The 26,806-nt window shown below is 56.9% G+C and carries 32 protein-coding genes and 1 pseudogene; 6 read left to right on the top strand and 27 right to left on the bottom strand.

The window, feature by feature from the left end:
- The first annotated feature begins 244 nt into the window (after positions 1 to 244).
- Genes HU724_RS19165 through HU724_RS19155 form a run of 3 tightly spaced genes read left to right on the top strand, consistent with a single transcriptional unit; the run spans position 245 to position 2,624 of the window.
- Positions 245 to 1,144, top strand: a complete 900-nt coding sequence (locus tag HU724_RS19165) for a hypothetical protein (protein ID WP_186566157.1) — start codon at positions 245 to 247, stop codon at positions 1,142 to 1,144.
- A complete protein-coding gene (locus HU724_RS19160; RefSeq protein WP_186566160.1) occupies positions 1,141 to 1,779 on the top strand; it encodes a hypothetical protein in 639 nt (212 codons plus the stop codon). Before HU724_RS19165 ends, HU724_RS19160 begins: the two co-directional genes overlap by 4 nt.
- Positions 1,780 to 1,817: 38 nt before the next feature.
- Positions 1,818 to 2,624, top strand: coding sequence for a hypothetical protein (locus tag HU724_RS19155; RefSeq protein WP_186566162.1), 807 nt, complete (start codon positions 1,818 to 1,820; stop codon positions 2,622 to 2,624).
- 72 nt (positions 2,625 to 2,696) lie between these two features.
- On the opposite strand, the gene HU724_RS19150 is transcribed toward HU724_RS19155, so the two are convergent.
- The 26 genes and pseudogenes from HU724_RS19150 to HU724_RS19030 all read right to left on the bottom strand — a co-directional run bounded on the left by HU724_RS19150 (position 2,697) and on the right by HU724_RS19030 (position 21,145).
- Positions 2,697 to 3,974, bottom strand: a complete 1,278-nt coding sequence (locus HU724_RS19150) for a phage late control D family protein (protein WP_186566164.1) — start codon at positions 3,972 to 3,974, stop codon at positions 2,697 to 2,699.
- The gene (locus HU724_RS19145; RefSeq protein WP_150694807.1) at positions 3,971 to 4,411 is read right to left on the bottom strand and encodes a phage tail protein; all 441 of its coding nucleotides are present in this window, start codon (positions 4,409 to 4,411) and stop codon (positions 3,971 to 3,973) included. The genes HU724_RS19150 and HU724_RS19145 overlap by 4 nt, the downstream gene beginning before the upstream one ends.
- A gap of 6 nt (positions 4,412 to 4,417) precedes the next feature.
- Entirely contained in the window at positions 4,418 to 7,141 is a 2,724-nt protein-coding gene (locus tag HU724_RS19140) for a phage tail tape measure protein (RefSeq protein WP_186566166.1), read from the bottom strand.
- Positions 7,131 to 7,250: a GpE family phage tail protein gene (locus HU724_RS19135; RefSeq protein ID WP_186566168.1), complete on the bottom strand. Its 120-nt coding sequence runs from the start codon at positions 7,248 to 7,250 to the stop codon at positions 7,131 to 7,133. Before HU724_RS19135 ends, HU724_RS19140 begins: the two co-directional genes overlap by 11 nt.
- A gap of 8 nt (positions 7,251 to 7,258) precedes the next feature.
- Complete coding sequence (locus HU724_RS19130) at positions 7,259 to 7,591, bottom strand: phage tail assembly protein (RefSeq protein WP_186566170.1); 333 nt, start codon at positions 7,589 to 7,591, stop codon at positions 7,259 to 7,261.
- A gap of 32 nt (positions 7,592 to 7,623) precedes the next feature.
- Complete coding sequence (locus HU724_RS19125) at positions 7,624 to 8,139, bottom strand: phage major tail tube protein (RefSeq protein ID WP_095189078.1); 516 nt, start codon at positions 8,137 to 8,139, stop codon at positions 7,624 to 7,626.
- Between the two features lie 46 nt (positions 8,140 to 8,185).
- The gene (locus HU724_RS19120; protein WP_186566172.1) at positions 8,186 to 9,355 is read right to left on the bottom strand and encodes a phage tail sheath protein; all 1,170 of its coding nucleotides are present in this window, start codon (positions 9,353 to 9,355) and stop codon (positions 8,186 to 8,188) included.
- A 90-nt stretch (positions 9,356 to 9,445) separates the two neighbouring features.
- Positions 9,446 to 9,973, bottom strand: coding sequence for a DUF4376 domain-containing protein (locus tag HU724_RS19115; protein ID WP_186566174.1), 528 nt, complete (start codon positions 9,971 to 9,973; stop codon positions 9,446 to 9,448).
- Positions 9,974 to 9,975: 2 nt separating this feature from the next.
- Entirely contained in the window at positions 9,976 to 11,454 is a 1,479-nt protein-coding gene (locus HU724_RS19110) for a phage tail protein (RefSeq protein WP_186566176.1), read from the bottom strand.
- A complete protein-coding gene (locus HU724_RS19105; RefSeq protein ID WP_186566179.1) occupies positions 11,447 to 12,070 on the bottom strand; it encodes a phage tail protein I in 624 nt (207 codons plus the stop codon). The genes HU724_RS19110 and HU724_RS19105 overlap by 8 nt, the downstream gene beginning before the upstream one ends.
- Positions 12,070 to 12,981: a baseplate J/gp47 family protein gene (locus tag HU724_RS19100; protein WP_186566181.1), complete on the bottom strand. Its 912-nt coding sequence runs from the start codon at positions 12,979 to 12,981 to the stop codon at positions 12,070 to 12,072. Before HU724_RS19100 ends, HU724_RS19105 begins: the two co-directional genes overlap by 1 nt.
- Complete coding sequence (locus HU724_RS19095) at positions 12,978 to 13,322, bottom strand: GPW/gp25 family protein (RefSeq protein ID WP_186566183.1); 345 nt, start codon at positions 13,320 to 13,322, stop codon at positions 12,978 to 12,980. The genes HU724_RS19100 and HU724_RS19095 overlap by 4 nt, the downstream gene beginning before the upstream one ends.
- On the bottom strand, positions 13,319 to 13,891 hold the full coding sequence (locus HU724_RS19090; protein ID WP_186566185.1) for a phage baseplate assembly protein V: 573 nt from the start codon (positions 13,889 to 13,891) through the stop codon (positions 13,319 to 13,321). Before HU724_RS19090 ends, HU724_RS19095 begins: the two co-directional genes overlap by 4 nt.
- An 86-nt stretch (positions 13,892 to 13,977) precedes the next feature.
- Entirely contained in the window at positions 13,978 to 14,796 is an 819-nt protein-coding gene (locus tag HU724_RS19085) for a hypothetical protein (protein ID WP_186566187.1), read from the bottom strand.
- Positions 14,797 to 14,875: 79 nt separating this feature from the next.
- Positions 14,876 to 15,346: a phage virion morphogenesis protein gene (locus HU724_RS19080; RefSeq protein WP_186566189.1), complete on the bottom strand. Its 471-nt coding sequence runs from the start codon at positions 15,344 to 15,346 to the stop codon at positions 14,876 to 14,878.
- A complete protein-coding gene (locus HU724_RS19075; protein ID WP_186566190.1) occupies positions 15,343 to 15,819 on the bottom strand; it encodes a phage tail protein in 477 nt (158 codons plus the stop codon). Before HU724_RS19075 ends, HU724_RS19080 begins: the two co-directional genes overlap by 4 nt.
- Positions 15,816 to 16,073: an Rz1-like lysis system protein LysC gene (lysC, locus tag HU724_RS19070; protein WP_217847176.1), complete on the bottom strand. Its 258-nt coding sequence runs from the start codon at positions 16,071 to 16,073 to the stop codon at positions 15,816 to 15,818. Before lysC ends, HU724_RS19075 begins: the two co-directional genes overlap by 4 nt.
- A pseudogene (locus tag HU724_RS27645) lies at positions 15,994 to 16,359 on the bottom strand (Rz-like lysis system protein LysB); the annotation flags it as partial. The pseudogene HU724_RS27645 and the gene lysC, both read right to left, overlap by 80 nt.
- Complete coding sequence (locus tag HU724_RS19065; RefSeq protein WP_186566192.1) at positions 16,356 to 16,562, bottom strand: hypothetical protein; 207 nt, start codon at positions 16,560 to 16,562, stop codon at positions 16,356 to 16,358. The gene HU724_RS19065 and the pseudogene HU724_RS27645, both read right to left, overlap by 4 nt.
- A complete protein-coding gene (locus HU724_RS19060; protein WP_186566193.1) occupies positions 16,559 to 17,401 on the bottom strand; it encodes an N-acetylmuramidase domain-containing protein in 843 nt (280 codons plus the stop codon). The genes HU724_RS19065 and HU724_RS19060 overlap by 4 nt, the downstream gene beginning before the upstream one ends.
- Positions 17,398 to 17,721: a phage holin, lambda family gene (locus tag HU724_RS19055; RefSeq protein ID WP_186566195.1), complete on the bottom strand. Its 324-nt coding sequence runs from the start codon at positions 17,719 to 17,721 to the stop codon at positions 17,398 to 17,400. The genes HU724_RS19060 and HU724_RS19055 overlap by 4 nt, the downstream gene beginning before the upstream one ends.
- A gap of 45 nt (positions 17,722 to 17,766) precedes the next feature.
- Positions 17,767 to 17,979, bottom strand: coding sequence for a tail protein X (locus HU724_RS19050; RefSeq protein WP_115989337.1), 213 nt, complete (start codon positions 17,977 to 17,979; stop codon positions 17,767 to 17,769).
- On the bottom strand, positions 17,979 to 18,449 hold the full coding sequence (locus HU724_RS19045) for a head completion/stabilization protein (protein ID WP_186566197.1): 471 nt from the start codon (positions 18,447 to 18,449) through the stop codon (positions 17,979 to 17,981). Before HU724_RS19045 ends, HU724_RS19050 begins: the two co-directional genes overlap by 1 nt.
- Before the next feature lie 104 nt (positions 18,450 to 18,553).
- Complete coding sequence (locus HU724_RS19040) at positions 18,554 to 19,252, bottom strand: phage terminase small subunit (protein ID WP_186566199.1); 699 nt, start codon at positions 19,250 to 19,252, stop codon at positions 18,554 to 18,556.
- 11 nt (positions 19,253 to 19,263) lie between these two features.
- Positions 19,264 to 20,271 carry a phage major capsid protein, P2 family gene (locus tag HU724_RS19035; protein WP_186566201.1) on the bottom strand — a complete coding sequence of 336 codons (1,008 nt, stop codon included), beginning with the start codon at positions 20,269 to 20,271 and terminating at the stop codon, positions 19,264 to 19,266.
- A 43-nt stretch (positions 20,272 to 20,314) separates the two neighbouring features.
- Positions 20,315 to 21,145 (bottom strand): GPO family capsid scaffolding protein, encoded by an 831-nt coding sequence (locus HU724_RS19030; RefSeq protein WP_186566203.1) that lies wholly within the window; start codon positions 21,143 to 21,145, stop codon positions 20,315 to 20,317.
- A 170-nt stretch (positions 21,146 to 21,315) separates the two neighbouring features.
- Here HU724_RS19030 and HU724_RS19025 point away from each other — a divergent pair, with 170 nt between their 5' ends.
- The 3 genes from HU724_RS19025 to HU724_RS19015 all read left to right on the top strand — a co-directional run bounded on the left by HU724_RS19025 (position 21,316) and on the right by HU724_RS19015 (position 25,037).
- A complete protein-coding gene (locus HU724_RS19025; protein WP_186566205.1) occupies positions 21,316 to 23,073 on the top strand; it encodes a terminase ATPase subunit family protein in 1,758 nt (585 codons plus the stop codon).
- 11 nt (positions 23,074 to 23,084) lie between these two features.
- On the top strand, positions 23,085 to 24,095 hold the full coding sequence (locus tag HU724_RS19020; protein WP_186566700.1) for a phage portal protein: 1,011 nt from the start codon (positions 23,085 to 23,087) through the stop codon (positions 24,093 to 24,095).
- 123 nt (positions 24,096 to 24,218) lie between these two features.
- The gene (locus tag HU724_RS19015; RefSeq protein WP_186566208.1) at positions 24,219 to 25,037 is read left to right on the top strand and encodes a hypothetical protein; all 819 of its coding nucleotides are present in this window, start codon (positions 24,219 to 24,221) and stop codon (positions 25,035 to 25,037) included.
- A 104-nt stretch (positions 25,038 to 25,141) separates the two neighbouring features.
- On the opposite strand, the gene HU724_RS19010 is transcribed toward HU724_RS19015, so the two are convergent.
- Positions 25,142 to 25,777, bottom strand: a complete 636-nt coding sequence (locus HU724_RS19010; RefSeq protein WP_367617192.1) for a hypothetical protein — start codon at positions 25,775 to 25,777, stop codon at positions 25,142 to 25,144.
- Positions 25,778 to 26,806: the final 1,029 nt, after the last annotated feature.

The raw sequence follows: 26,806 nt of genomic DNA, 5'->3' as shown, positions 1-26,806 counted from the left end.
TTCAGCCGTGACGGCTACAAGAATTAGCCGGCGATCATCTAAAGATCAAGGACTAGATTCATGAAGAGCAAACCGCATTTTTTCTCCGTAATATCTTACTTGGCATTGATACGTTTACGGTCAACAGTATTAAGTTTGTTGAGCGTTATCTTTATGGATGGCTAGATATGTTGGCGGTTGATGGAAGGTGAGTTTAAGTTGGATATTTTTTTGAACAGACTTGTTGGTTTTCTATGGGGATTTTATGCATTCATTTAGACCGTACTCAATTAAAATTTTTGATAAATATTTGCCCGGTGATATTGCTGAGAGATATCACTTGTTAGATAGTGTGCGCTCTAGGGATTTGTTGGATTTTATCGAAGCTTTTCTCAATTCGCTAAGCACTAATATCTATAATGATATTGAGGCGAAGAAGACAGTTCATGTAACTAGTGTTAGTCGGGTTGATCGGTCAATTTATGGGTGGATTGATCTGGGTGAGTATGGGATACCTGGAAAGATTTATAGCTTGGCCAGCAAGTCCAAAACCTATGATAAGCGTCATGATGACTCGGACGTAAGGTCTCTCTATTTTAATTTTTGTGTGCCCGAGCATAGTCGAACTGCTGTGGTGTTGTTTCATAGTGCTGGAAATCGCGGAGTTAAATCTTTTTTTGATGAAAAATTTAATGAGTATTTTAAGACTCAGATCGATTTAAAGGTGCGGATTTCTCCTCTGGCTCACGAGAAAACTGTGCAGGAATGGCTTGATAACTCCAATGTTAAAGAGCTTCGTTTGTCAAATTATGAAGTTTGCTTAGGTGGTGACTTGGCGGATCAGCTAGGGGTTGACAGGACGGAGGTTATTATTAAGCCCAAGCGGGGAGCAGCGTTTGGGACTTTTTCTTCTTTGAAGGAAATAGCTGTTGGAGGCAATGAGAGTCCAGTAGAAATGTTGAGTAGAGTTTCAACTGATGTTAGGGCGGTCATTGAATCGGGTGGAAGGAAAAAAGTTGTTTCATTAAAAATGGGCGATCCGATATCTGCTGTAGAAATTACCGGCGATAATGTTAATATTGTTGATGGTGTTCCTGATAAGGCCGAACTTCATGGCTATGCTAGCGAGCTAATCGAAGAGTTTATAGGGAAGGTGTCAAGATGAGTAAAAAAATTCGGGTTGGTTTCATTATCAAGAAACATCTTGTTGCAGCGATTTATGATGCGGATGGTAAAATTGACTGGGCCGATTTTTTTATATTTGTGTTGACTCCATTTTTGCTTGCTGGGTTGTTTTATTATTTAGGGATCTCGGATAAGTCGGGGCTAATTAATCTTTTAATGTCGGTGTCTTCAATATTTGCCGGTCTCTTATTGAATCTTCTGGTCTTAGTATACGATCAAAATAAGCGTGTCCAAGAAAAAATATCTGCATATGATTCCCAGAACACACCTGAGCCTAATCTTTCTGCCTCCTCTCTTGAAGATCTCATGAAAGGTAAGCCAGCATTTAGAGTTAGTGCGTTATATGTTCATCTGTCAAAGCATGCGCAGTTGTTGAGTGAGCTGTTGTCGAGTATTTCTTATGCAATATTGATTTCATTGTTTTCTATTGTGACCGGGATAGTTTCATATCTTCTTAAAGAACAGTATTCACCTTTGGTTTGGGGGGAGACAAAAATAGATATTGACTACAAAGTTTTGTTGATATCGATCTCAATATTCTTTTCTCTGAACCTGATTTTAACTGTGCTTATGATTGTAAAAAGAGTTTATAGGTTGATTTCTAGTGCAGGTTAAATTCAAAATGATTTTCGTATGCGCAGGGAGCGGCTATTGTGTCTGAAGTGAAAATTGAGAAACGATTCTGTGCATTTATCGATATGTTAGGGTTCAAAAGTATTGTCACGAAAAATGGCAATGCTAACGAGGCCTGTAGTCAAGTAGTTAATGCGTTGAAAGCAGGTTTGTCTGCATTGGAGCAACCGAAAGATTTAGGTTTGATAGACGTTAAAAGTTTTTCGGATAATGTATTGATCTCCTTGAGGTGTGACCTAGGTCAGGTTTTTGTAGCTCCAATATTTGAGTTTATTTGCAGATACCAAATTGAGTTGATTCGTCACGGTTATTTTGTGCGTGGTGGTCTGGCGTTGGGGGGGTTGTATATTGACGAGAATGCAATTTATGGTGAGGCTTTAATAGAAGCGGTTGATATCGAGAAAGATCAAGCGATTAACCCCGTGGTAATGCTCTCGCAAGGTGTATTCGATTTTGCAAAGACAAATTCGCATTTAGATGTAGTCAGTGCGGTATTCAATGGGCGGTCTTGTAGGAGTTATGTTTTTGAGCGTCATGGACGATATTTTGTAAACTATCTTCGCGCGGCGTTTGTACCGAATGATGATCCTGAAGCGGGGGGGATATTCCCCACAAAGCTTGATGTGCAAGTTATAGCGCTTCACAGAGACATGATTGCGTCAAATATTAAAATGTATTCAGCAAGCTCTAAGGTTTTGGAAAAATATCTTTTTCTTGCTGTTTATCATAATAAGTTTTGCGAAGAGTGCGTTGGTGTGGTCGGTTATAATGAGTCCTTGAAAATTTCTTCGTTTGGTGATGAGGTAAATTTTGTAAAGGGGTTCTAGTGCTCCTTTGAGACGAGGCGTCAGAAGCTATCCTTCACGGCGCTTCTCATTACTTTAGAATTAGCCCCGGTTCTAAGCTGGGCTAATTCTTTCTGACTGCATTCTTTTCCACTCACGATCTACCGCGCGTTTTGCAGTTTTCTCTGTAGCGTATAACCAATTTAATCTCCGCGGTTTACTCTGATCCCCAGCAGCCAATTTCTTTTCTTTTCCTGTTTTTGGGTCGCGGTAATGCGCGATGATCCCAGTGAAATTTTCCTCGTTCTCCACCCCTAAATTCTCAACAGTGTCTTCCGGCAACTTGCTCTCTAGTTCAAGACTGACGGTGTAACCGTTATCTGCACTAAGGGTGTGCTGCACATTCCCCCCGTACCAGATGATCTCGTCAATTTCCGGCTTCACCCCTTCAAGTGTGTAGGTCAGCTCCGGAATCAGATCTGGCCGGCCCAGGGCCAAGGTGTAGCTGAGCGTCGCGCTGCCACGTTGTAGGCGGTTGAACTCCGCTCGCGCCGCGCGCAGGGCGGACTGTCTATCGCTGTAGGTGTGCCGTAGATCCTTAAGGTTCTCGCCACCGCCGGCGATGGCTTCTTGTTTCTTGGCGCTGTTCACATCGTAGAAGTAAGCGCGCACGCCGTCGTAACTGTCGCGGTCGGCTTGCAAGTAGCGGTGCTGGTCGCCGTCGGCGCGGGTAAGAGTGATGTGCGGCAGCTCGGCGCCGCTGGCGGTCTTTCCACCGCCGGCAGGCATGCACAACAGGCAACCGGCTTTGACGGTGACCACGGCGTCGAACTCTTCGCCGACGCGGCTGATCAGGTTGGCGTCGGATTCGTTGGCCTGGTCCAGTTGGAGGATGGGCAAACCGTCGAGGGCGCCGGCGATGGTTGCGGTCAGTCCGTTGCCCAGAGCGATGTCGCCCAGCACGTCGCCGAGGGTGGTGTTGCTCCAGCTTCGTTCGCGTTTGGTCTTCAGTCCTTTGCGCAGGTCTGCCGAGCGGGCGCGGATGCTCAGCACGTCGGGCGTGCCGGAGTGTTCGGTTTCATCGACGGTATAGGTGCCTTTGTCCACCAGGCCTGTATCGCTCCAGCCCAGCCACAACCGGATCACCGCGCCTTTGGGCGGGATGGCGAGCAGTCCGTCGTGGTCGCTGAGGGTGATGCTCAGTTGATCGGCCTCGATCCCGCGATTGTCCGTCAGGTCGAGGCTCATCAGGCGCGGGCTGATCAGTTGCGCAATGTCGTTGCCGTCCACGGTGATACGGAACGCCGGCACCGGGTAAGCGGCTTCGCGCTTGTAACGCTCGATGGTCTTGTCCAGAAAACCAGTGACGCGGGAGAGCGCGGCATCGATCACAGCAGCGCCCTCATGATGCTGACGCCAGCGCTGGTACCGGCGCCGATCAGGTCGATACGGTCGTCATCAATGCGCTTGAGGCTGAGGGTGAATTCGATTCGGCGCGGTGTGCCGTCGCGGAAGAAAATCGTCTTGGTTTCGCTCAGGCTTTCGATGATCCACAGCCCGTAAATCCTGCCGCTGCCTTCAACCATGGGCCATGCCTTGCCGGTGTTGGCCATCAGGCGCAAGGCGTCGAGGCTGAGGGCGCTGCCGGCGAGTTCCGGCAGGATGATGCCGGGTAGGGTGATGGAGTCATCACCACGGCCGACGAACTGGCGAGCGGGTGCGGCGCCGACGCGGTTGCTGCTGGCGTGGCGCCATTCGGTTTGGCGTTGCAGCTCCTGGTAGGCGGCTGTAGAGAGGCTGAAAACGAACATGCCCAAGGCTAGCATCATGGCAGGTTACTCCAGGTCGGACAGTTTGCTGCGCTGGCGGGCGCTCTTTTCGCTGGAGACGCGGGCCAGCTCGGCGCGCACGGCGCGGGCGATGGCGCGCTCGTCCATGCCTGGCGTGGTGTGGATGTTGATTTCGTAGGTGTCGTGACTGTCGTAGGCTGCGGCCGGTGCCGGACTGATGGGCGCACGATTGTCGATCGACACTGAAGAGGATGCGGCGGCGCCAGTCGGCAATTGCGGCAGCCCAATGGCGCCGAGCGGGCCAGCCATGGCGCCGAGCGCACGTTGCCCGGCAGACACGACTTGTTTACCCATGTCAGTGATGGCGCCCAGCGGGCCGTCCTGACCGCTTTGCAGACCTTGGGTCAGACCGGCCATGGTGAAGCCGCCAAGCGCGGTGAACACGCGGGACGGACTGTGAATGCCGAGCTTTTCCTTGAACATGTTGATGGCCGAATCAGCCACTGCGCTGACGGCGTTTTTGATCTGGCCCAACCCTGCGAGCAGTCCGTTGACCAGGCCGTTGACCAGCATGTTGCCGAACTCGGTAAAGCGGCTCGGCAGATCCACGCCTAGGTAGCTCAGTACGCCAGCGAAGGCCTGGTAGATCAGACCGATGGGGCTGAAGTTGGCGAGTGTGGTGAGGATGCCACCGATGCCACCACTGAAACCGGCTTTGATCTCGGTCCAGGCGTTGCTGAAGTAGAGTTTCACCGCGTCCCAGTTGGTGTAGATCAGGTAAGCCGCACCGGCGAGGACGGCAACCACGGCACCGATGGCCAGCGCGACCGGGTTCGTGGCGAGGCCCCACAGTGCAATGCTGACGGTTCGCAGGGCAGTTACCAGTGCGCCGCTGAGTGTGCTGGCCAGCGTGCGAAGGCCTTGACCCAGCATAGGGAGTGCATTGCGAGCCAGACCGGTGATGGTGGGGGCGAGCTTTTGCATGACTCGCAGCGTGCCACCACCCTGCATGCCAAACATCGCCATGCCGTAGCGAATCACGGCAAACGGGCCGAGCAGGCTGGCCATCCCAATGGCCAAGCCACCGAACACGAAGGACAGACCCGCGACCAGCGCCACGACTTTGACCAGTCCGCCGGCGAGCTTTGGGTTTTCCCGCGCCCAGGCGCCGACGTTGTTGGCGACTTCGCCGAGGGTGTTGATCAGCTCTTTCAATTCCGGCGCGACGGCGGCGCCGAACTCGGCCATGGCGTTGGTAAAGCTGCCTTCCGCGGCTTCCATGACGTTGGTCAAGGTGCTGAGTTGCTCGTTGACGCGCGTGCGCAGGTCCGCCTGATTCTGGAGCTTCTGCTGCACCTCTTTGTAACCCGCCAGCCCCTTGTTCATCATGGTGTTCAGGGTGGTCATGGTTTCCGAGTCATCACCGAACAAGTCCTTGATGGTCTCGGTACGGTCCTCGTCGTTCAGCGCCTTCAGTTTTTCGACCTGGGCGAACAGATTCTCCAGCCCGGCGAAGTTGCCTTCCTTGTTGGTGAAGCTGAACTGAATCTCCTGGCCCTTGAGTTGGCGGATTTTGTTGACGTCGTCGACCTTGTCCTTGTTCAGGCCCGCCTGAAAGATTTTGCGGAACGCGTTACCAGCAGCGCCGCCTTCCATGCCGGCCTGGTCCATCATGATCAGCAGCGGGGCCAGTTCGTTGGCAGCCTCAATCCCGGATTTCTTGATGGTGTCCATCACCGGGGCGATCTTGCTGAAGCCCTGAAGCATGTTGGTTGAATCGACACCGGAGTAGAACCCGCGCTGAATGGTGTCCATCAGCGCCATCATGTCCTTCTCGGTGGTGCGCGTGGCGTCCTGCATCTTGGCGGCGAACTCGGCGGCTTCGGCCACCGGCATTTTCAACTGCACGCCGAGGTACGCGGCCGCTTCGCCGGTACCGCCGAGAATGCTTTGCGCACTGAGGCCCTGGCGCCGCAACATGGTCATCATTTCTTGAAAGTCGGCGGTGGTGCCAGGCAAGCGGTCGCCGAGTTTGGTGGCAAGGTCGGTGATTTTCTGGAAGTCCTCGGCCACCTTGCCGGTGTTGTCCATCATCGACACTTTCAGCTGTGTGGCGGAGTCTTCGTTCGGTGCAAATGCGCCCACGGCTTTGGCTATCGGGCGACTCGCCGCGTAGCCCACGCCCAACCCGGCGGCACCGTTGACCGCCATGTCACTGGCAAGGCCTTGGGTCTTCGCCAGTTTGGCGCGCTCGGCGGCCATGCGTTTCTGCTGGGCATTCAGCGCGACCAGTCGCTTGCCCTGTTCGCTGATCGTGGTGTTGGTGGCGCCGATCTGCTCGCGCAGCTGGCGTTCGTGAGTCCCGAGGTCTTTTGTGCTGATCCCTGCGCTGTACAGCTTCGAACGCAGGGTCTGTAACTCTTCGGACTGTTGCTGGTGCTGTTCCTTGAGCCGCTGGGCTTCACGCACGGCGGTGCGGAAGTCCTTGGCCAACGCCTTGGTCGGGACGCCTGTGGCGGCGAACTGCTGACTGAGCGCGCGCACTTTGTCGCGGGCCGAGGTTAGGGCGGTTTCGGTTTGCTCAGCGGCGGCGCGCTGAGTGCGCCAGGCGCTGACGTCTTTTTGCTGGGCGTTGAGTTCCTTGAGGCGGTCGCGCGCTTCCTTGAGTGCGCGGGCAGCGCCGATGCTGCCCTTGTCGATGGCCTTCAGGGGGCCGCTCGCCCGGTCAATTGCGTTGAGCAGTACCTGAAGTTTTAAGTCATTCGCCATCGGTGGAACTCCGCACCCTGGCGCGCTCGCGCCAGTCCATCAGTTCTTGCAGGCCGAGCTGATCCATATCAACCGGCGCCCAGTGAAAGACCAGGGCCAGATCGGCCATGGCGTCCTCTACGCAACGAGGGAGGCGTCCGTCTTCACCGACCTCTGCAACAAAAAATGCGCAACCTTGTTGCCGCAGGCGAGCAGGTCGGCCGGGTCCATGCCGGCGGCTTCTGTTGCGGTGATGCTTGGCGAAGTGATGCGCGGCAGCACCTTGAGCAGGGCGGTTACGTCGAGGTTCAGCAGGTCCACCAGATGGACGCCACGCAGTTCGCCGGATGACGGTTTGCGCAGGGTGAGGCTGGTCATGTAGGACTTGCCGCGAACGATGGGCGTGTCGAGGTTGACGGTGTTGTCATCGACTGCCGGCAGGGCTTCGGTGGTGGTGTCTTCGGTGTTCATGTGTTGCTCCGGGTAATGGTTTTAGGGGGCGGTCAAAGGCCGATGGCAGAGCGCTGTTTCTCCAGCATGTCCACGCCGTTGACCTTCTCGATGAAGTTGAGCAAGTCGATCTCGATGATGTCTTCGTTGTCGACGATCAGCTTGTAGTAGCTGCATGTGGTGGTGATGCTGTGTTCGGTGTCTTCACCAGGCGCCGCGTCGCCCATCTCGATGGTTTCGTGACGTCCACGCACGATGATTTCCACAGCGCTGATTTCGCCGGTGTCGTCCTGCTGGAAAGAGCCAGCAAAGCGCAGCTGCACGCCGGACGCGTTGACGCTGCCAAATTGCCGGAGCGCGATCAGATCCAGCCCGCCGGTTTTCCATTCGAACTGGATGCCGTCATCGGAGAAGCCGAGGTCTGCCTTGACCGGGCCGTTCATGCCGCCGCCGCGATAGCTTTCCATCTTGCGACCGAGCGGCGGCGGGGTGACGCTTTTGGCAACGCCCTGGTAGGTGTTGCCGTCGTTGAACAGGTTCATGTTTTTGAGTTTGCGAGGCATGGCCATGGCGTTGGTCTCCGGGGTACGGACCCCCCCGTAGGGGAGCGCCGATTCAGGCGTTCACTTTGCTGGCGAACTGGATCAGGTAGCGGTCGGTGATGCGCTGGCGGAGGGTCAGGTCTTCCAGCGGCGGCACGGGCGTGTAGTCATAATCGAGGTAGAGCTTGCCGGCCTTGAGCGTGTCCTTGTCGTTGATCTCTTCCGGGTACCAGCAGTCGCCGCCGATCAGGTAGCCGCTGCCGACCATTTCGCGAAACTTGGCTTTGATGCTCTCGATCATGTCGCGCACCAAGGACGGGTGCATGGGCCTGTCTACGGCCCACATCTGCGCTTCGGCCATGGTGTCGGCGAGGATCTGCGCGGTGCGTGTGTAGTTCTCGAAAGCAAACAGCGGATCGTCGCTGCACGTACGGCTGCCCCAGAAGCGGAAACCGCCCTCGTTGATCAGGGTGGTGACTTCGTTGCCGTTGAGGTAGTTGGCATCGGTGGCCGGGTTTTGCAGATCCCAGAACACGTCGGCGCTGATGCCTGTAACGCCGTTAACCGCGACGTTGGACAGGGTTTTGTGCCAGCCCACTTCTTGGTCGATCTTGGCGCGCAGGCCAAGGGCGCGCGCGACGGCCGAGGCTTTCACGGTGGTGCTGGTGACGGTGTCCCAGTTCTGGAAGTCCGGCCAGATCACCATCACTTCGCGGGCGCCGAAGTTCTCGCGATAGGCGACGGCTTCTTCCTTGGTTTTGCAGTCCCAGGCGCTGACATAACTGAAGGCGCGTAGTTGTTGGGCAATGCTCGCCAGCGCCGTGGCCACTGGTTGGCTGTCGAGGCCTGGCACGCCGAGGATGCGCGGCACCATACCGACCTTGGCCTTGGCGGCGAGCAAGGCTTTCATGCCGGTGTATTTGCCGTCGGCGGTGGTGGTGCCGATCAACGCGCTCGCCGTTTCCGCCTCGGTGGCGCCTGCTTTGACGCGCACGACGATGGTGTAGGGCTTGGTCTGGTCAGCGATGGCTTGCAGGCTGGCGGCGAGGGTGCCGGTGGTACCGGCTTTGCCGACGGCGGTCTGCACGTTGGTGAGCAGCACCGGCGTATCCAGCGGGAAAACGGTAGCGTCGGCATCGTCGGCCGTGCAGACCATGCCGATGACGGCGGTGGGGATGGTGCGAATGGGGCGGGTGCCGTCGTTGAGTTCGAGCACCCGCACGCCGTGAAGATAATCGGCCATGGATTTGCCTGCGCAGTAAATGGGATGACAGTGCACAGGCTGCCGCGCGCGCGCCAGATGGGCGAGCGTGTGGGGTTGTAGCGGAGGGGGTTACAAGGCGGCGGAGTTTGGCCAGCCCTCAGTCAGCATCTCATCGCGGTATTCGCCGGCCTCAATGGCACGCAGCAAAGCCAGCTCGCGGTCAAAGCAGGCTTGCACGTGCGCTCGAACAGCCTTGGCGATCTCAATGATCTGCGCGGCGCCGATCTCGACAAAGCCTGTCACCGTTTTAAAGTTGCAGCGGTATTCAGGATCGAGGACGGCGGACAATCCGGTACTGGCAATCAGCGCCTGGCTGTCGCGGGTCGTTTCGATCTGCAAGCCATCGACATTTACCCCAGTGGCCTCACGCTTGTAGCGCTCGACGGCGACCAGTTGCGCAAAGTCCGGCACTACTACGGCAAATGGCACCTTGACCAACTCTTCGTTGACTAGTCGCCAGACCCCGTCCACCTCACGGATCGATTTGAAGTACAAGTCAGCAGCGATCTCTACAGCATCATCGGGGATGGCTCGGTGTACGGCTGAGTCATAGCGACCTTGAAGGACGCCAGACTCGTCAAACGTTGCATATTTCATTGTTAAATCCCCACTGCCAGCCAACTAAAATTATCGATAATCGCCGCGTTCCCATTCCCAGCCCATCCGTAAACGGCAACGTTGAGTTTCGTTGGGGCCATCGCGGCAACCCGCCGACCATCGTTTGAATGTTTGATTGGATTGAAATAGTAGGCGGCAACGTCAAAAGCCATTGGAAAGGTGACAGTCCCACTAGTGGCGCTGAGAATGGCCGTAGTGCCCCACTGGATCTTCAGCCCACCGAGCCATTTCGGGAAAACGATGTAACCAATGGCGGCCAGCAAAATCGTGAACCCAAACAGCAGCTTTTGCGGGGTCACAATCGTGGTGTCATTAGCGCCGGCCTCAACTTGCGACTGCGTAGCGATCTTGGCGGTGCCGAACTTGATTTCTGTGGCCTGCGTCGCCAGAGCTTCAAGCGCTGCAATGTCGATGTTTCCCTGATTGATCGGGGCATTCCACGCCTTGATGCACCAGATCACCGCCAGGTTGCGCGGCCGAGTTGCGCCAAAGGCAGTCTGATCGCTGTTGGAAATTGGTGCGCTTGTGCCGGCGGTCGAAACCGAATATTCGGCACCGGGATAATCGGCAGCATTTATGGAGTCGTAACCCATATTTGCCAGAGCCGTTACGGCTGAAGTAACAGTATTCCTGTCCGAGACTGTCGCTACGGAAGTGCCCGTATCGAAAACATGAACCGATGGTTTTTGCCAACTGCCAACCGCTCGGCCAGCATCGACACCACGCCCATGATCCCAACCGCGAAGGAACTCGCCGCGAGACTCTGGCACTCGAAAATTGCCGACGCCCTCATCACCTTTGTTGAAGTCCGTGCCAAGGAATGCCGCCAAGTCGGGATAGATCGCAATGCTCTTGACGCTGCCGTCCAACTCCAGAAACCCAGGCGGGATCTTGTTCACCGGAAACGCAGCCATCGTGCCCACCGGCAGAGCTGACGCCTCTGCGATCATGGCTTCGATTTCAGCCTTGCTGTAAAGCGTCTTGATTGAGTCGTCGACGTACTTTCGAGTTGCCAAAACTACCGACGGGTCGATCTTCAACTGAATGTTCGACGTGCCGCTGGTGATGATGTGCATCCGCACGACCTGGTTGCGGCCGGAGCCTTGCGCGAGCAATGGTTTGTAGCTTGGCGCTACGTTGGCGACCGCCGAGAACACGCCGTCTTTGTCTTCTAGTGCCAATTCGCGGATCCACCAGCCGCCCACATCCGGAGGCAGCACCAGCTCAGCGATGAGGACGTTTTCATCGGTCGGTGAAACGTACAACTGGTTGAGTTGGGCATGATACCGCTGATTGATCAGCTTGGTTTGTGTCGGGCTGGGCACCGGGTCCGTACCGTTTGCATCACCGATCAGCATGTAACGCGGCTCCCACGGAATGCCGAGGGCGTCGCAGTTGGTTTTCTTGGCGGCGCCGAGCGTCGTCAGCATGCCGCCGAAAATAGAGTTCTGATCAACCATGGGGATACACGTCCAGTTCGTCGAGGGTGTAGAGGCTCACGCCGGTGTAGCCCCGGACGGATGCGTCGATGTCCGGGTTGCTCCAGGGGTACACGTCGATTTCGTCGCCGTCGTAAACGGCGAAGCCAACGAAGGCGTCGAGCCGGGTTTCAAGAATGATGTCGAGGCCGGTGAGGTGGCGGGTGAGGGGCTTGGCGTCGTCGATCAGCCAGACCAGTTCCTGATACATCGCTTCGGTGATGCCGGAGTCGAGGACGCCGATGCGCAACGCGAAGGTGCCAGGCGTGCCATGTGGAACCGTCTGCCACCACTCTGCGACCTCGATCAGGTAGCCCAGCGGTTCTACCACCCGGCGCAATGCGCCGATGGTGCCCTTGTGCGAGTGCACGTAATAGGCGGCTCTGCACGCGGCACGCTTGGCGGCTTCTGACCATTTGCTGTCCCAGCGATCCACCGAAAACGCCCAGGCCAGGTACGGCAGTAAGGGCAGGGGGCACAGGTCAGGGTTATAGAGCGTGCGCAATGGAATCGGCACGCGCTGGATTTCTGCCAAGGCCTGCGCGGCTTTGCGTTCCAGTGGAGTCGAGTTGCCGGGTAGCAGTGGCTGGTAGGTCATCACTCGACCCCCAATGTCAGTTCCACGCTCGTGCAATACGGCGCCTGGTACTTGGTGGCGACGATGTCCTCCCAGTCTTCCAGCACTACTTTGCGCACGCCCTCGACGTGCAGCGCGGCGTGCACGATGGATTCGGAAACCTCCAGTGCCAGGCGCCGGCGCTGATGCACGAACTGGAGCAACTGGGCTTCGGCTGCTGCGAGGACCAATTCGGTTTCAGGGCCATTGCTCAACGGGTAGATCCTGGCTTTGATCTGGTAGTTGATGATCTCCGCACCCTGGACGGTCAGACGATCCGCGACGGGGCGGCGGTCGTCGTCGCTGAGGTACGTTTTGACCTTGTCGAGCAGTGCCAGCGAGGCAGTGCCGTCGCCCAGCACCGATTGCACCGTGACCACGGCTTCGGCCGGCGCCGGGCTTTCGGCGGTAGCGTCGGCAACCTGACCGTCAGCGGACCGGGCGTGGAAGATGTAGCTGTTGCGCGGGCCGGCTGTGCTGAGGCCTTCCCATGCCATTTGCGCGCGTTCACGCAGGCTGTCGTCGCTTTCCGTCAGCTTGGGGAGGGGCGGCACGGCTGTCGGGTTTGCCGCTTGAATGACCAGCCGCTTCACGTTGAAGTTAGCGGCGAGCTGTTCGAGGTCAGTGCCCTTGGCCAACGCCAGCATGTTGGCAACCGATGCCTCGTTGACCCGCTGGCGCCAAACGGTTTCGCGGTAGGCGTTTTCCTCGAGTAATTTGGTCAGCGGCTCCGATTCCATGTTGAGCCGGGCGGCGATCTCGGGTTGTTCCTCGATCGGCCAGAGGCTGACGGCGTAAGCCTTGCGCTCAGCGAGGATCTGTTCGTAGTCGATCTGTTCGACGATTTGCGGCGCCGGCAGTTGGCCGAGGTCGATGGCGACGAAAGTGTTCATACGCTGCCCCCCAGTTGCAGAGGCACGCTCAGGTTCAGCGGCTGATTGTTGTCGACGATGGTGCCTTCGAATTCCAGCGACGCCTGCCCCTGAAGGTTCGCGCCGATGAACTGGATACGGCTGAGGCTGATGCGGGTTTCCCAGCGCATCAGGGCCATGACGGTGGCGGCGTAGACCTGCAAGCGGGTGAAGTCGTTGAACGGTTGATCCACCAGCTCGGGGAGCAGGCTGCCGTATTCGCGGCGCATGACGCGGGTGCCGATGCGGGTGGTCAGGATGTCGGTGATGGACTGGGCAATATGCTCGACCAGGTCGAGGGCTGCGCCGGTTTCTCGGTTCATTCCGGTTTCCCCGTCTTCGCGCCGCCAGGCATGACACCGCCGTGCAGGTGCTTCACCAGACTGATGCCGGCAGCGATGACATCTTCGGAAACAGTGACCATGCCGGTGACGTTCTGGTTGCCGGTCTGGGTGTAGTCGCCCTCATGGGTGATTGGGCCGACGATGTGGATGCCACTGGTGCTGATCAGTTTGGTGGTGCCGCCTTCGGCCAGTGTGGCGTTGAGGTGGTGAGCGACGCTGTCGTACTCGATGACGGTGCCGTCGCGGTAGGTCGTTCGGTGCAGTCCTTCGCGGTCGCCGTTGGCTGGGATGTTGTCGCTGAACAGGCCGGTCAGGACGATGCCGTTGCCGAGTTGGCCGGATGGGCTGAAGAGGATGACCTGCTCGCCTTCGGTGGGCGGGTTCCACTCCCGGTCGGCACCGGCTCGGGCGGCGACCCACGGGAGCCAACCGGTGGTGAGGGTTCCGGTTTTGACCTGCACACGCGGGGGCTTCATCTGGACGGCAGCGATGGTGCCGAGGCGGATGAGGTTTTCGATCAGGCGGGCGAGGGTGGCTAAGTCGTTCATGGCGCCGATGTTGGCGCCATGTGTGCGTGACCGCAGCAGTAGCAAGTTGTAATTCTTTTGATTACATGAGAGCGGTGAGGAGCTTTTTAAGATCCTTGATACCACCCTAGAGCTCTTCCGATGGCCAGCCCAAGCAAGATACAAAAAATGTATCCAGGGAAATTTAGGAAACCTGCGATAGCACGCAGACGTGCTCTGATAGTTTCGTATTCTCTCCGGTAATATCTCTTAGATGCCCTAAGTCCGCGTGATTTTTCTTTTAGTGTCGAAAAATCCCGCCATATGTTGTCTAGAGCACTCAGGCCATGGTTTCTGGTTATGTTGGGCCAGTTTGCATAAGGTATAAGCTCGGAAACTTTTAGAGTAGGGTCGGATTGGCCTCCCATACCCTCAGCACCTTCCCAGATGAATCGTATTCCTGAATTTGTGTAGAGCTTATTTCGGCGATCTTTGTTCTCCCCATCTGCATCTCCGGAGATTACTGATATGGGTACAACGGTAAAAGAGGGATCGAACTGTTTTGCCCATGAAACAATCTTGTGGAATAGATATGTGCCTACATGTAGTCCACGCATGCTGCCATCAATCATAACTGATCCGTTCGTCAGCTTTACGGACCTTCGACTGTAATTGAGTTCTCCCCCCATCTCACTGATAAATTGACCTGATCTGACACCACCACGGCTTCCGTAGAGGTAAGTGGCCCTGACTGTTATACGGGAACTTGAATTCGGAATACCTTGTAGAGACCAAGTGCTCGATTTCAGTTTGGTCTCAATAAGTAGGTAGTGAGTATCTTCGGAGTAAGTGGTTTGGTATTTTACTTCGATTATCTCGATATTATTATTTATCTCTTCGCTGGTGAAGTTGACATTGACTTCAACTGCCGTGTCATCACGCTCCATTGCTATTCCCTTGTAGTGGCTTTTTGATGCAAAAGCCTGCTTTATGCCATCTATTGGCGTTCAGGGGAACAGGAGCGCTTTAAAAACTCAGCTCTTTGCTGAGGTGTGCTAATAGCTCATCTCGTATTGAAGCAAGGTCGCCGGGAGCAAAGCCCAAAATTTCACGTTGGGCATATTTCACTTGGGCTGCTCCGCTCTCGGCACGGTCTCGCAGGCCGTATTGGTGCACTCGGGCAATACGTGCAATACGGCCAGCGAATCCAATGCTGATAGCGTTGCCGTCACCCTGAACTTTCAGGAAGGTCGCCGTGCGCAGCTTTTGGAACATCTTCACTTTCCGTTTCACTCGTCCCTGCTTACCACGTAGGTTGCGTTGTTTGCGCGGCACATACTTGCTGCCATCCGGGTTCTGCTGAGCAATGATTCGTTGCTGCTGGCTGCGTCGTAGCGATTGACCGAGACTGCGGGCCAGCTTGTTGCGCGATGCCGGTTCAATCTGCCCAAGCAGCCCCGCTGCCCATTCCTCCAATGCTTCCAGACGGTTGGTCATTTCGGCAGCACCCATTCGCTACCGGTACCTTGCGCGCCAGGTATCCAGTTCGGATCAAGAAAGTCAGCAGCCCGTTGCGGTTCGCCGGGATGGCGAACGGTGGTGTTGCCCTGGTCATCCTTACCCACTACTACACGCTCAGTCAGCGGCAGTGTCAGGCTCATGTCCACTTTGCTGTTGTCGAGAATGTCAGCCTCGAATTGGATACCGTCCGCAGCCTTGTTCAGGTTCTCCAACAGTTCAGACTGATGGACACTCAGCCAGCCCAGCAGCGGCAACATGACGCTGTCGGGATGGCCGGCGAAATCGGTGAGAATGACCTGAAGATCGAAGCTGTATTCGAACGACAGCGTCTGCGCGGCGGTGCAGCGGATCTTGCCGTTGTCGATGAAGATCAACAGTCGGTCGGGGTTGTGTTTGAGTTCGGCCACGGTGGCGAGCAGGTGCGCTTTCAGGCTGTCGGGCTTGTTCATGGTCGGGCCTGCTGGTGTTGGTAAACCATGTCCACCTGGCTCGCACAGTCTGCCCACGCGGCCTCGACGCGATCCTGATCGGTGAGCTGATCGCCGTTACTGTGCGGGCTGGTCGCCGGCAGCGTGCACGGCACCACGGCCGGACAGCCACTGATGATAAGCGTCGGCGCCGGTGAGGGCGGGGCGCTCGCGCAGCCGGCGAGCAGCGTCAGGCAAAGGCTGGGCAGCCCAATTGCGTAGGTCGGCGTTTTCACGTTTCAGAGCCTCGATGGTAAGTTCGCGCTTTGCCAGGCCTTGGCGCAGTTGATCCTGCTGCGCGCGCAGGGTGGTCTGGGCGTTGCGTTCCTGTTGCAGGGTGTCGCGCAACGCGTTGGCGTTGGCGAGGTTGCGGACGGCTTGTTCTCGGTCGCGGCTGGCGTCCTGTTCGGCCAGTCTGATGTCCTTGTTCGCCCCGCTGATGCGCAGCTCCTGGCTCCAGATCAGCAACCCCAGCGCTGCAAGTAATGCAATGCCGAGCAAGGCCTGCCGCAGGATACTCACGCCCGGTACCAGCCGAGCTGATTCATGTCGCCGATGTCCATGTGCTGGATCGGGCCACGAATGATGATGACTTTGCGCTGAGGATCTTGGGTGCGAAGCGCGTCGCGCAGCTGCACCATGTCTTGCTGATCGCTGTTTTCTGGCACTACCAGTAGATCACCGTCCTGCACATTCAGCCGTTGCACCGCGTCGAAGTCGATCATGCCGCCAACGCCTGCCCGCAACCGCAGTCGTCGTGCCGTTCGTAGGCGCGCTGGAGTTTGATGTCGTACAGGTTTCGCTGGTATTCCGGACCGTTGTAGAGCTTGGCGAACTCGGCCCATTTGCGGCCCTTCAATGCCTTGTGCAGCAGCGTGTCGGTCTCGATGAAACGGACGAACGCGTTGAATTGCTGCGATTCTCCCGCGCTCATGGCGGCGACGAATTCCTGCACGCTGCTGTAGCCCAGGCGCTGCCAGTGAAAGCCCATGATCTGGAACGCGCCCCACGACGCGGATTCCAGCGCGGCGGTGTCGTCGATCAGGCGAGCGGTCGCCAGGCGCTGGTGTTCGGCGCTGCCGCCGGCATAGCCGCCGGATTTCGGATTGACGATGGCTGGGTTGGTGGTGGCCAGCTGGTCCGCGTGGCGTTTGAGCGCGGCGGGGTCGTCACCTTCGTGCCGAACCTTCGCCAGCTGGCGATACATGATGTGTCGTTCGAACAGGATCACCGGCTTGCCGTTGTCGAGGAAACCGCTGCCCTTCGATTCGACTTCATTGACCGCGTAGACGCTGGCCAGCGGCACGCCGAGACGTTCGGCAGCGTTGACCAGGTCGGTGTTCTTCAGCAACTGCTGGCAGTCGGTGCCGGCGAGCGCGCCAAGTGTCTTGTTGCCGGCGACGCCATCGGCTACCAAACCAACCTTGAGCTGATAGGCGCGCACGGCGTTCTCCGTGGCATCGCCATAATCGCCATCGACGTCCAGTTTTGCGCCGTGTTGGTTGAGGCTCTTTTGCAGATTGCGCACCGCTTGGGAGCGGTCACCGTGGCGAAGTGTGGTCATAGCTGTTCTACCTTGCGGTTGAAAATCTTCTTGGCGGCTGCGCGAGTGCCTTCCACACCGAGCAGGCCAATCACACCACCGAAGAAAGGCGCAGTGCTTGCCGGAATCCCCAGCAGTGACAGCCCGTGACTGGCGGACAGAGCGAGTGCGCCGCAAAGGGGAGCCTCGATCACCATTCGGCGCACGGTGCCGCCGCCGTAGATCACTCGAAGGCTCGCAATGACAACGGCCAGCAGGCCGGAGTAGATGGCGGGCCAGTTCTGTTCGAGCCAGGCGACGAGCCAGGCCCAGGTGTCGGGACGGTCAGGCATGCGTTTCATTCCATGATCCAGAGTGGTTGGGTTCAAGGGCGCGGTGCGGGCGGTTCAGTCCCATAGGTTCACCATCTGCCGTTGCGGGGCGGCGGCTTGGGCTTCTGGCATTTGCACCAGGAGGCCTTGCGGCAAGGTCGGGCCGTGGTCGGCAAGGCCGGGGTTGGCGTCGAGTACTGCTTCGGTGACGCCGGCGGTGCGCCCGTAGTGACGCCAGCACAGGGCATCGACGGTGTCGTTCTGTTGGGCGCGGATGCTGACGGCCATCAGATCAACTCCACGGTGGTGCGGCCGAGGCCGAGGAAGTCGCGCACGGCCCAACGTTGGTCGCGGCGCAATTCGTCGATGCTCGGGGTCAGTTCTTCGGCGTTCTGGTTGCCGCTGTTGGTGCTGTCGTAGGAGCGGTAACGCTCGCAGATCTCCGCGCCGGTCGCGGCGTAGATCGCCCGTTGATAGAGGTGAACGAGTTCGGATTTTTCTTCGATTTGTTCGGCCGGAACGTCCGCGAGGGTGGCGTAGCCTTCGGCCTGTTTAGCGCGGCGCCAGGTGGCGAACTCGCGGTTTACGCTGATGGCGGCGGCGATGGTCGCGGTTTCCAGACGGATCGGCGTGACGCTGGAGTCAATGCGCAAAGTGCCGCGCACGTCGTCGAGGTCGATCGATGGCCAGAAGGGGTCGGTGTTGATGTGGCCGCTCGGGGCCGGGGCACCGGTGCCGCCCGCTACGAATCCGCTCATGAATCTGCGCTCTGTTGTAGGTCGCCGGTGGTCGGGGCTTCACGTTCAGGAGGAGCGGCCTGGCCGATCCGCCCCGAGCCGGCGGGGTGCGTGGGGACGCTCGGTTAGCTACCAGCGGCAGCGAGTTTGTTGAGCAGGCGTTCGGCCCGCTCCAGATCCTTTTTGCCACCGCAGGCGTCGTGCAGGTCGATGGCTTTTTTCAACAAGTCGATGCCGGCCTGAACTTGTCCCGGTTGGCCGGGCTGATCGTCGGTGAGGCCTTCCAACGTGGCGCGACCCATGGCGAGGAACAGCTTGGCGCGTGCCTGGTCGGGCATGTCTTCGGCGTCGGTCAGTTCGGCGGTGCGGTGCAGGACGGCCAGGTCGAAAGGCTCGCCGACCTTCTGCGCCTTGAACGCGGCGGTCGCGACTTCTTCGGCGACCAGACAGCCCAGCGTGCGGGCGAAGCGGTCCGGCATGACCATCTTGTGTTGCAGCACGTAATGGGCAATGTCGAGGCCACCGATGAAGTCGCCGGCGTCGAAGCGCCAGACCATGATGGTGGTCAGCACTTCGTCCTGGGCGCCTTGGCCGGCGTCCAGCACGCCTTGCACATAGGGGATGTATTCGGGCAGGAGCTGACGCTTGAGTTCAGCTTTGCCCTGGTTCGATTGCACCTGCTTCAGGCGCAGGCGATCTTGCAGCAACTGGTTGAGCTGATGTTCGTAGGCCGTGGCGCCGGCCATGGTTTGCGTGGGTTCAACGGCTGCCGCCGCCTTGGCGGCAGTGACGCGTTGAAAATGACGACGGCAAGGGTTGGTCATGGTCGTCGCTCTCAAACCAAGGTGATGTTTTCGGCCATGGCTGCACAGCCAAGGTCTTCAATCACATAGCTTTCGTTTACCGATTCGAAGTTCTCGATGCGGTCGCGTTTGGCGTTGTCGACGACGGTGCGGCGTCGGGTACCTTCCTGCCAGTAGATCGAGAGGTTATCGAGGCGAGTGACCAGCAGGCCGTTAGGCGGGAAGTGCGGTACACGCACGGCCGGCAGATTTCCCAGGCGTTTCTGGCTGGTCACGATGTCGGCAGCCAGCATTTCAGTCGGTGCCTGCGTTTTGTTGATGATCGGGAAGTACTTGTCTGCCAACAACTGACGGCCGCAGATGACCACCAGATCGGTGTCTTCCTGATACCACGGGTCAATGAACTCGTTGACCATGCTGACAACCAGCGCATCGATGTTTTCGAAGTCCTTACCGGCTCCGATTTCGATCTTGCCGCTGCCAGCCGCTACCTCGGCCATAACGCGAGCTTCGTTTTCGGTGCGCATTTTTTGCAACCAACCGATGTTGACGTCCTGCAACAGCGGGTTGGTGGCCGGGTTCGACGTGGCGGCACGGCTGATGCCGTTCCAGCCGATCATGATTCGGTTGAGTGCCTGGGCTTTGATGATCGCGTCGCGGATACGCGCCTGGAAGTCTTTGAACTTCGCCCACTGATCCAGCTTCTGGTAACGCAGGCCGGTGTCGAAGTTGGTTTGCGTGCAGGTGTACCCGCGATTGTCCAGGCTGCTCGGGTCACGGGGTTCGCGATCCTTTACGGTGGTGTCGGTGGTGCTCGCAATCGTGCCATCGATACCGATGCCGATTTTCTCGCCGGACTGCTCGGATACGCCGTAAATGTTGATCGAGCTGAGGAACGAACTGGATTCCTGAATACGGGTTTCCAGCGTCTGGGCAACGCTCGGCGCGGCGGTGAATTTGGTGGTGACGTCGCTTACGCCGTGCAACTGGGCCAGCTGTTGCAGGTAAGCGTTGAACAGAACTCGTGTGTCGTTACGCATGGTGATCGTCCTTCGTTTTTCGGGGCTTTGGTGGGGCTGACTGTCAGCAGTCGGTCACGACCGAGTTATCGCCACCGGTTACCGGAGGGCGCGTCTTTTGGCTGTGGTCTTGGGTGGTGGAGAGCTTGGTCTTCAACTCGGTGAAGTCCTTGCTCAGTTGGTCCAGCCGGGTGTTCAGGCCGGCGGAGAATTTCTTCTCGGCGGTCAGTTGGTCCGGCAGGTCCTTGACGTGCTCGGCGACGGCTTCGACGGCTTGGCTGATCTGTGAGAATTCGGCATCGTCCTTGGCCTGTTTACCGCCCAGCAGGGCTTGCACCTTGCTGAACAGCTGAGCGCCGAGGCTTGGTTTGTCTTCGATTTCTTCAAAGGTCAGCTCGGTTTCCAGCGCTTCGGTGAACATCGAGGTCGCGGAATAGTGGCGATCCTTGAACGGGTTGGCGTCTGGCTTCTGCGCGGAGAACGCCAAAACATCGGTGCCGAGACTGGCCGGGGAGTCGGTTACCGCGAGCCCGACGATGTACGCCTCGCCGGTATCGGCAAAGCTGTCGTCGATTTCGATGGAGGTGTAAATCTTCTGCTTCGCCTTGTTCATGGCGATCAGATCGGACGTCGGCTCAACCTGGGCAAACAGCGCCAGTTTCTTCTGCCCGTTGATGTCCACTTCTTCGGTCTTCACAGCCAGCACGTCGCCGTAGGCCTTGAATGGGCTGTCCGGCATCACGCTACGGTAGTGCTCCAGCCATATGCGGGCGCCGTAGGTGGACGGATTGAAGTTTTTCGCAGCCTGTTCCAGCCAGGTACGTTTGATGATGCGCTTGTCGGAGGTAGCGCCCTCGACGGCCACGCGGAACCAGTTGCTGCGAAATTTCTTCATGCCGGAAATCCTCATTGCTTGGGGCGCCTGCTGTTGGGTGAGCCAGTGCGTTGCGATGAAGGGCATGGTCGTGACGCGCGCGAGTTGCGGCAATGAGGCAGGACTGTAGGGCAGGGCGGTACAAGCGGCAGCGCTATTGAGTCGCGGGCGCGGGCGGCAGCATCGCGGCCATGACTACGACCGAACTGTTGCCTATCGACCCACGCCGCCAATCCAAGTTTCTCTACTGGATGGGTTGGCGCATCTGCGAGATTGCCGAGGCTACGGGCGAAAAGGAAAAAACGCTACACAGCTGGAAAGCTCGCGATGAGTGGGACCGGGCGGATAACGTCGAACGCATCGGCGGGGCGCTAGAAGCGCGCTTGGTGCAACTGATCCTCAAGGAGGGCAAAAGCGGCGGCGACTTCAAAGAAATTGATCTGCTGCACAGGCAATTGGAGCGACAGGCGCGCATCCAGCGCTTTCAGGGAGGCGGTACCGAAACCGACCTCAACCCGAATCTGGCCAAGCGCAACGCCGAGCCGAAGAAAAAGGCGGTCAAGAACGAGATTGATGAAGACCAGATCGAGCTGCTACGCGAGGCCTTCGTCGATGGCTGTTTCGACTATCAGAAAGATTGGTACCGGGCTGGCAATCAGCGCACCCGCGTCATTCTCAAGAGCCGGCAGATCGGTGCGACTTACTACTTCGCACGCGAGGCGTTCATCGATGCGCTGGACACTGGGCGCAATCAGATTTTCCTGTCGGCTTCGAAGAACCAGGCCTACCTGTTCCGGGGATACATTCAGGCGTTCTGCCGCGAGATTATCGGCGTCGAGCTGACTGGCGATCCCATCGTTTTGCCCAACGGCGCCGAGCTGTTTTTCCTCGGTACCAACGCGCGTACCGCCCAGGGCTATCACGGCAATTTCTACTTCGATGAGTTTTTCTGGACGTTCAAGTTCGAGGAACTGAACAAAGTCGCTTCGGGCATGGCTATGCACAAGAAGTGGCGTAAGACCTACTTTTCCACGCCATCGAGCATGGCCCATGAGGCGTACACCTTCTGGACGGGCGAGCGCTTCAACAAGGGCAAGCCCGCCGCGCAGCATACGAAGGTGGATGTGTCCCACGGCGCGCTTCAGCAGGGGCGGTTCTGCGAGGATCGTTTGTGGCGGCAGATCGTCACGATCCTGGACGCGGAGCGGGGCGGTTGTGATCTGTTCGACATCGAAGAACTGCGCCGCGAATACAGCCCCGAGGCGTTCGCCAACCTGCTCATGTGCGAGTTCGTCGATGACGGCGCCAGCATCTTCCCGCTGACCCTGTTGCAGTCCTGCATGGTGGACAGTTGGGTCGAGTGGGCCGAGGACTACAAACCGTTCGCCATGCGCCCGTTCGGCGACCGGCAAGTGTGGATTGGCTACGATCCGGCCGAGACGGGCGACTGCTCCGGCATGGTGGTCGTGGCACCGCCGCTGGTCCCGGGTGGCAAGTTCCGCATCCTTGAGCGCCACCAGTTCCGGGGCATGGACTTCGCCGCGCAGGCGGCGTTCATCAAGAGTGTCTGCGACCGCTACTGGGTGACCTACATCGGCATCGACGTGACCGGTCTGGGCAGCGGCGTGGCCCAACTGGTGCGCCAGTTCTTCCCGGCGGTGACCACCTTCAGCTACTCGCCCGAAGTCAAAACCTGCCTGGTACTCAAGGCCTACGACGTGATTCACAAGGGCCGGCTCGAATTCGATGCCAGCTGGACCGACATGGCCCAGTCGCTGATGGCGATCCGCAAAACCGTCACCGCCGGCGGACGCCAGTACACCTACACCGCCGGCCGCAACGACAACACCGGCCACGCCGACCTGGCCTGGGCACTCTTTCACGCATTGCACCACGAACCGCTTGAGGGGCAGACCACTGCCAATACCGGGCGCATGGAGATTTACTGATGACTGAACAAATGGCCAACCAGACGTTGCCCGCGACCACACCCGCCGCCAGCGCTGGGACTCAGGTGTTTTCCTTCGGCGAGCCGACGCCGGTGCTGGGTGGTCGGGAGGTTTTCGACTATCTGGAGTGCTGGTTCAACGGGCGGTGGTATGAGCCACCGTTGTCGCTGGATGGACTGGCCCGGTCGGTGGGGGCGAGCGTGCATCTGCATTCCGGGTTGATGTTCAAGCGCAACCTGTTGAGCAAGACGTTTATCCCGCATCCGCTGTTGTCGCGGGCTTCGTTTGAGCAGTTTGCTTTGGACTTTTTGTGTTTGGGGAATGGCTATCTGGAAGGGCGGCGTTCACGGTTGGGCGGGGTTCGGAAGCTGGAAACGCCGTTGGCCAAGTACATGCGCGCCGGGCCAGATGGGCAGTTTTACCAGGTGCGGGGGTGGAAGGATGAACACGCGTTTGAGCCGGATAGCATTTTTCACCTGCGCGAGGCTGATCTGCACCAGGAGATCTATGGGCTGCCGGAGTGGATCAGCGCGTTGCAGTCGGCGCTGTTGAACGAGTCGGCGACTTTGTTTCGGCGCAAGTATTACGAGAACGGGAGCCATGCCGGGTTCATCTTGTACATGACAGACGCGGCGCAGACCGAGGCGGACATTGATGCGTTGCGCAAGGCACTGAAGGAATCGAAGGGGCCGGGGAATTTTCGGAATCTGTTTGTTTACTCGCCGACTGGGAAGAAAGACGGGATACAGCTGATCCCAGTAAGCGAGGTGGCGGCAAAGGATGAATTCAACTCGATCAAGAATCAGACCAGGGATGACGTGTTGGCCAGCTTGCGGATTCCGCCTCAATTGATGGGCATTGTGCCGCAGAACGCGGGTGGGTTTGGGTCGATTCGGGAGGCAGCGCAGATCTACGCAGCTAACGAGTTGGAGCCGATTCAGACGCGGATGACTCAGTTGAACGACTGGCTTGGTGAAGAGATTGTCCGATTCAGGGCATACGAAATCGGGCAAGAGAATTAACTTCAGATCGATCAAAAAATGAGGCTGGTTTGGTCGCTTAAGAAACGCGGCTTTTAATGCTTTGGAAGGGACGGAAGATTTGTGGCTTAATCCTTTTCTCAGCCAAGGACTGTCGGAGCCACTATGATCTACGAAAAAAAAGAGGAGTCGAGTACTAAATACGTGCTTGGTGTAGCCTTACTGGCATGTTTTTTGGTTGCTGAGTATTTCTACCTGTACGTGGATTTTTCGAAAGAGTTCTGGGTGGTTAAGTTTGTTGATGTAGCGAATGTTATTGCCCAATTTGCCACGGCAGGGGCGTTTTATTTAGGGTTTCATCAGTACCACAGAAATAAAAGAGTAGAGCGGCAGGCTGTTATAGTCTTGGAGTGTAAAAATTTAATATTAAAGATGGTTGCCGCGAGCAAGGAGTTCGATGTTGGGGAGAACACCAGTTTCTCTAATATTAAATATTGCTGCACAAAGCTTGGTAATCTTGGGTCTGACTTTGATGTTTTGTTTGCTGCCTTAGATGAAGGCATACAAAAAGCAATAGTTAGGATGCACTGGCAAGAAATGTATTTTAATGAGCTTCAGCACGTGATGCAGGGTCTTGAGCTGCGCCCGGCTCTTAGTGCTACTGCGGGCGAAAAGTTATATTATCTTCTCATTCGAGATGATGCTCGTAAGAAAGCTGAAGCTGAAAATATTTTAGAGGGTTTTTTTAATTACTTTGTTTTAAAGGAAGTGTTAGCTCATTATCTGGAGTCGGAGTTATTGGATTTTACGTTTGAGTTCTCGGATCTTTATTTTTTCTTTCTGTTCTTTTTTGAAAGTAAGCACACAAATGATTACATGTACGGAAGCATGTCGCGGCTGGATATTAGAGCGAGAGCGCCAATGATTGCCGCTATAAAGGACGCGTATAAAATCGACATCGAAAGGTTTGCTCCAAAAAAATAAATGAAGTTGGCAGGATGCTGAACTTTACGGATCACTCTGTAGCATATTTCCCGCTATTGGTATTCGATCAACCCCAAGAATTACAAAAAATTACTCATGCCTATTTAAGGTTTGCTCACAAAACCGTTACCCAAGCAGGTTTTGCATTCCTCGCTTTGTCCGAAACGATCAAGGCAGACGGGGCATGTGCTGAACGCTGCCAATTCGATGAAAGGGCGTAGCCTTTCAAACGCGCGCAAGTCCCGCTCTTCTTGAGCGACCTGTGCCGCATCAACCAAAGCGCGATACGTGTCCGGGTCGTCCAATGGCTTGTAGTCAGCGCCGCCAATGATCCGGCCAGTTTCGATCAACTGGTATTGGCGCCCATTCATTTCCAAGATCAGCCCCGCAATTTTTCCTATTTTCTTGGAAAGCCCTAAGGTTAGCCGCACGCCGGCCGTGTCGGAGTACACCTTCCCGTCATAAGCAAAAGAGGCGCCGCGCGGTTCGTCAGTGGCGAAGTTGAAGATTGAACGGCTTATTGTGCCCAGCAGCTTGCCATTGGTTACCTGCACGACGTTGTAGGTTGATGCGCCACGGTAATGCTCAGGCGAGTTCTGCAGCTCCTCGACGGCATGCCAGTAAGCGGCGTCGGCGATTTCATTCATTTCGAACTGTTCAAGCTGATCGATCAGGCCCTCGTCAAGCAATGCCGCTGCCATCTCATGGAGTGTTTCCCGGTGCGCCTCGGGGCTCTGCATTCGGAAGTCCTTATCATCGAGGGTTAAACGCCATCGCTGCATCCTGAGAGCTTTCGCCTGTCCGAAATTCATTAGAATCAATCACTGTACGAATACTGTATGTGTGTACAGTAATCTGCTCGATAGATTGGTGCGAGCGCGGGGCGACGAGCTGTCAAAAAAACGGGGAGTTGACGTGCTACTGGTGTCAGTGACCTGCTACGCGCACTTGGCGCGCGCCGTCGTCCCCCCACCTCGCCTACGGGCTAAATGGGTCTTTTTTTCCGCAGTCCTGCACCAGGCCGAGCGCCCCCACGGCCGGGCGCTTTAGTAGTGGCGTCGAAGGTCAAAAAGCCTGCGGATCCCTGCGAAGGGTGGGGTCTGACAGGGCGGACCTGGCGAAGCGGAAGGCAGGTAGGCAAAACCTCTCAATGCGGCTTTTTTCAGGAACGCCGTCGGAAAAAAGTAATGTGGTAATTCGAATATCGGAACACCGGCGAAAGCCCCGTATTCATTGGCTTTGCTGGCTTACTTCAGAAAGTAATTTTGAGTAATGAAAAAGGTAATGTGGCTGTAAGTGATTGATTTATAAGGGATGCATAAAAACAAATATTACTTCCTTAAAAGGTAATTACCTTACTTCTACATTACTCAAAAATTACTTCATGCCGATCCTTTGCAGCCGAGCAAAATCAAGGCTCTCAGCCAGATTGATTGTACGGCTTACCAAAATTACCTTTTTCCGATGCCTTTCCCGAAAAAGGGAATCACCTATAAGGCCGGTCAGCCGATGGCCGCGCAGCTCACTTACGCAGATGATGAACAGACGCTCTCAAGCAGGTCCTTTCCGCCCGTAGGAAGACGCTTGTAGGAAGTGCTGGGGATTGGAGCGACAGGCATGCTTGCGATTAATGCGGGAGGAACGCTGCTCGTGCCGCCTGGGAGTAAACGGCAGACGGTTGGTACGAAATTGGTAAGAGGTTTATTTGATTGCGCTGAAAGCCACGTGTTTAGCGGCCTATAGAATTAGCCGTGCCAATCCATCATCGG

Origin of the sequence: Pseudomonas iranensis (assembly GCF_014268585.2) — a bacterium.
In the GTDB taxonomy this organism is placed as follows: Bacteria; Pseudomonadota; Gammaproteobacteria; order Pseudomonadales; family Pseudomonadaceae; genus Aquipseudomonas; species Aquipseudomonas iranensis.
The sequence above is the reverse complement of the archived record's forward strand: the minus strand, read 5'-3'. Positions and strand labels throughout refer to the sequence as shown.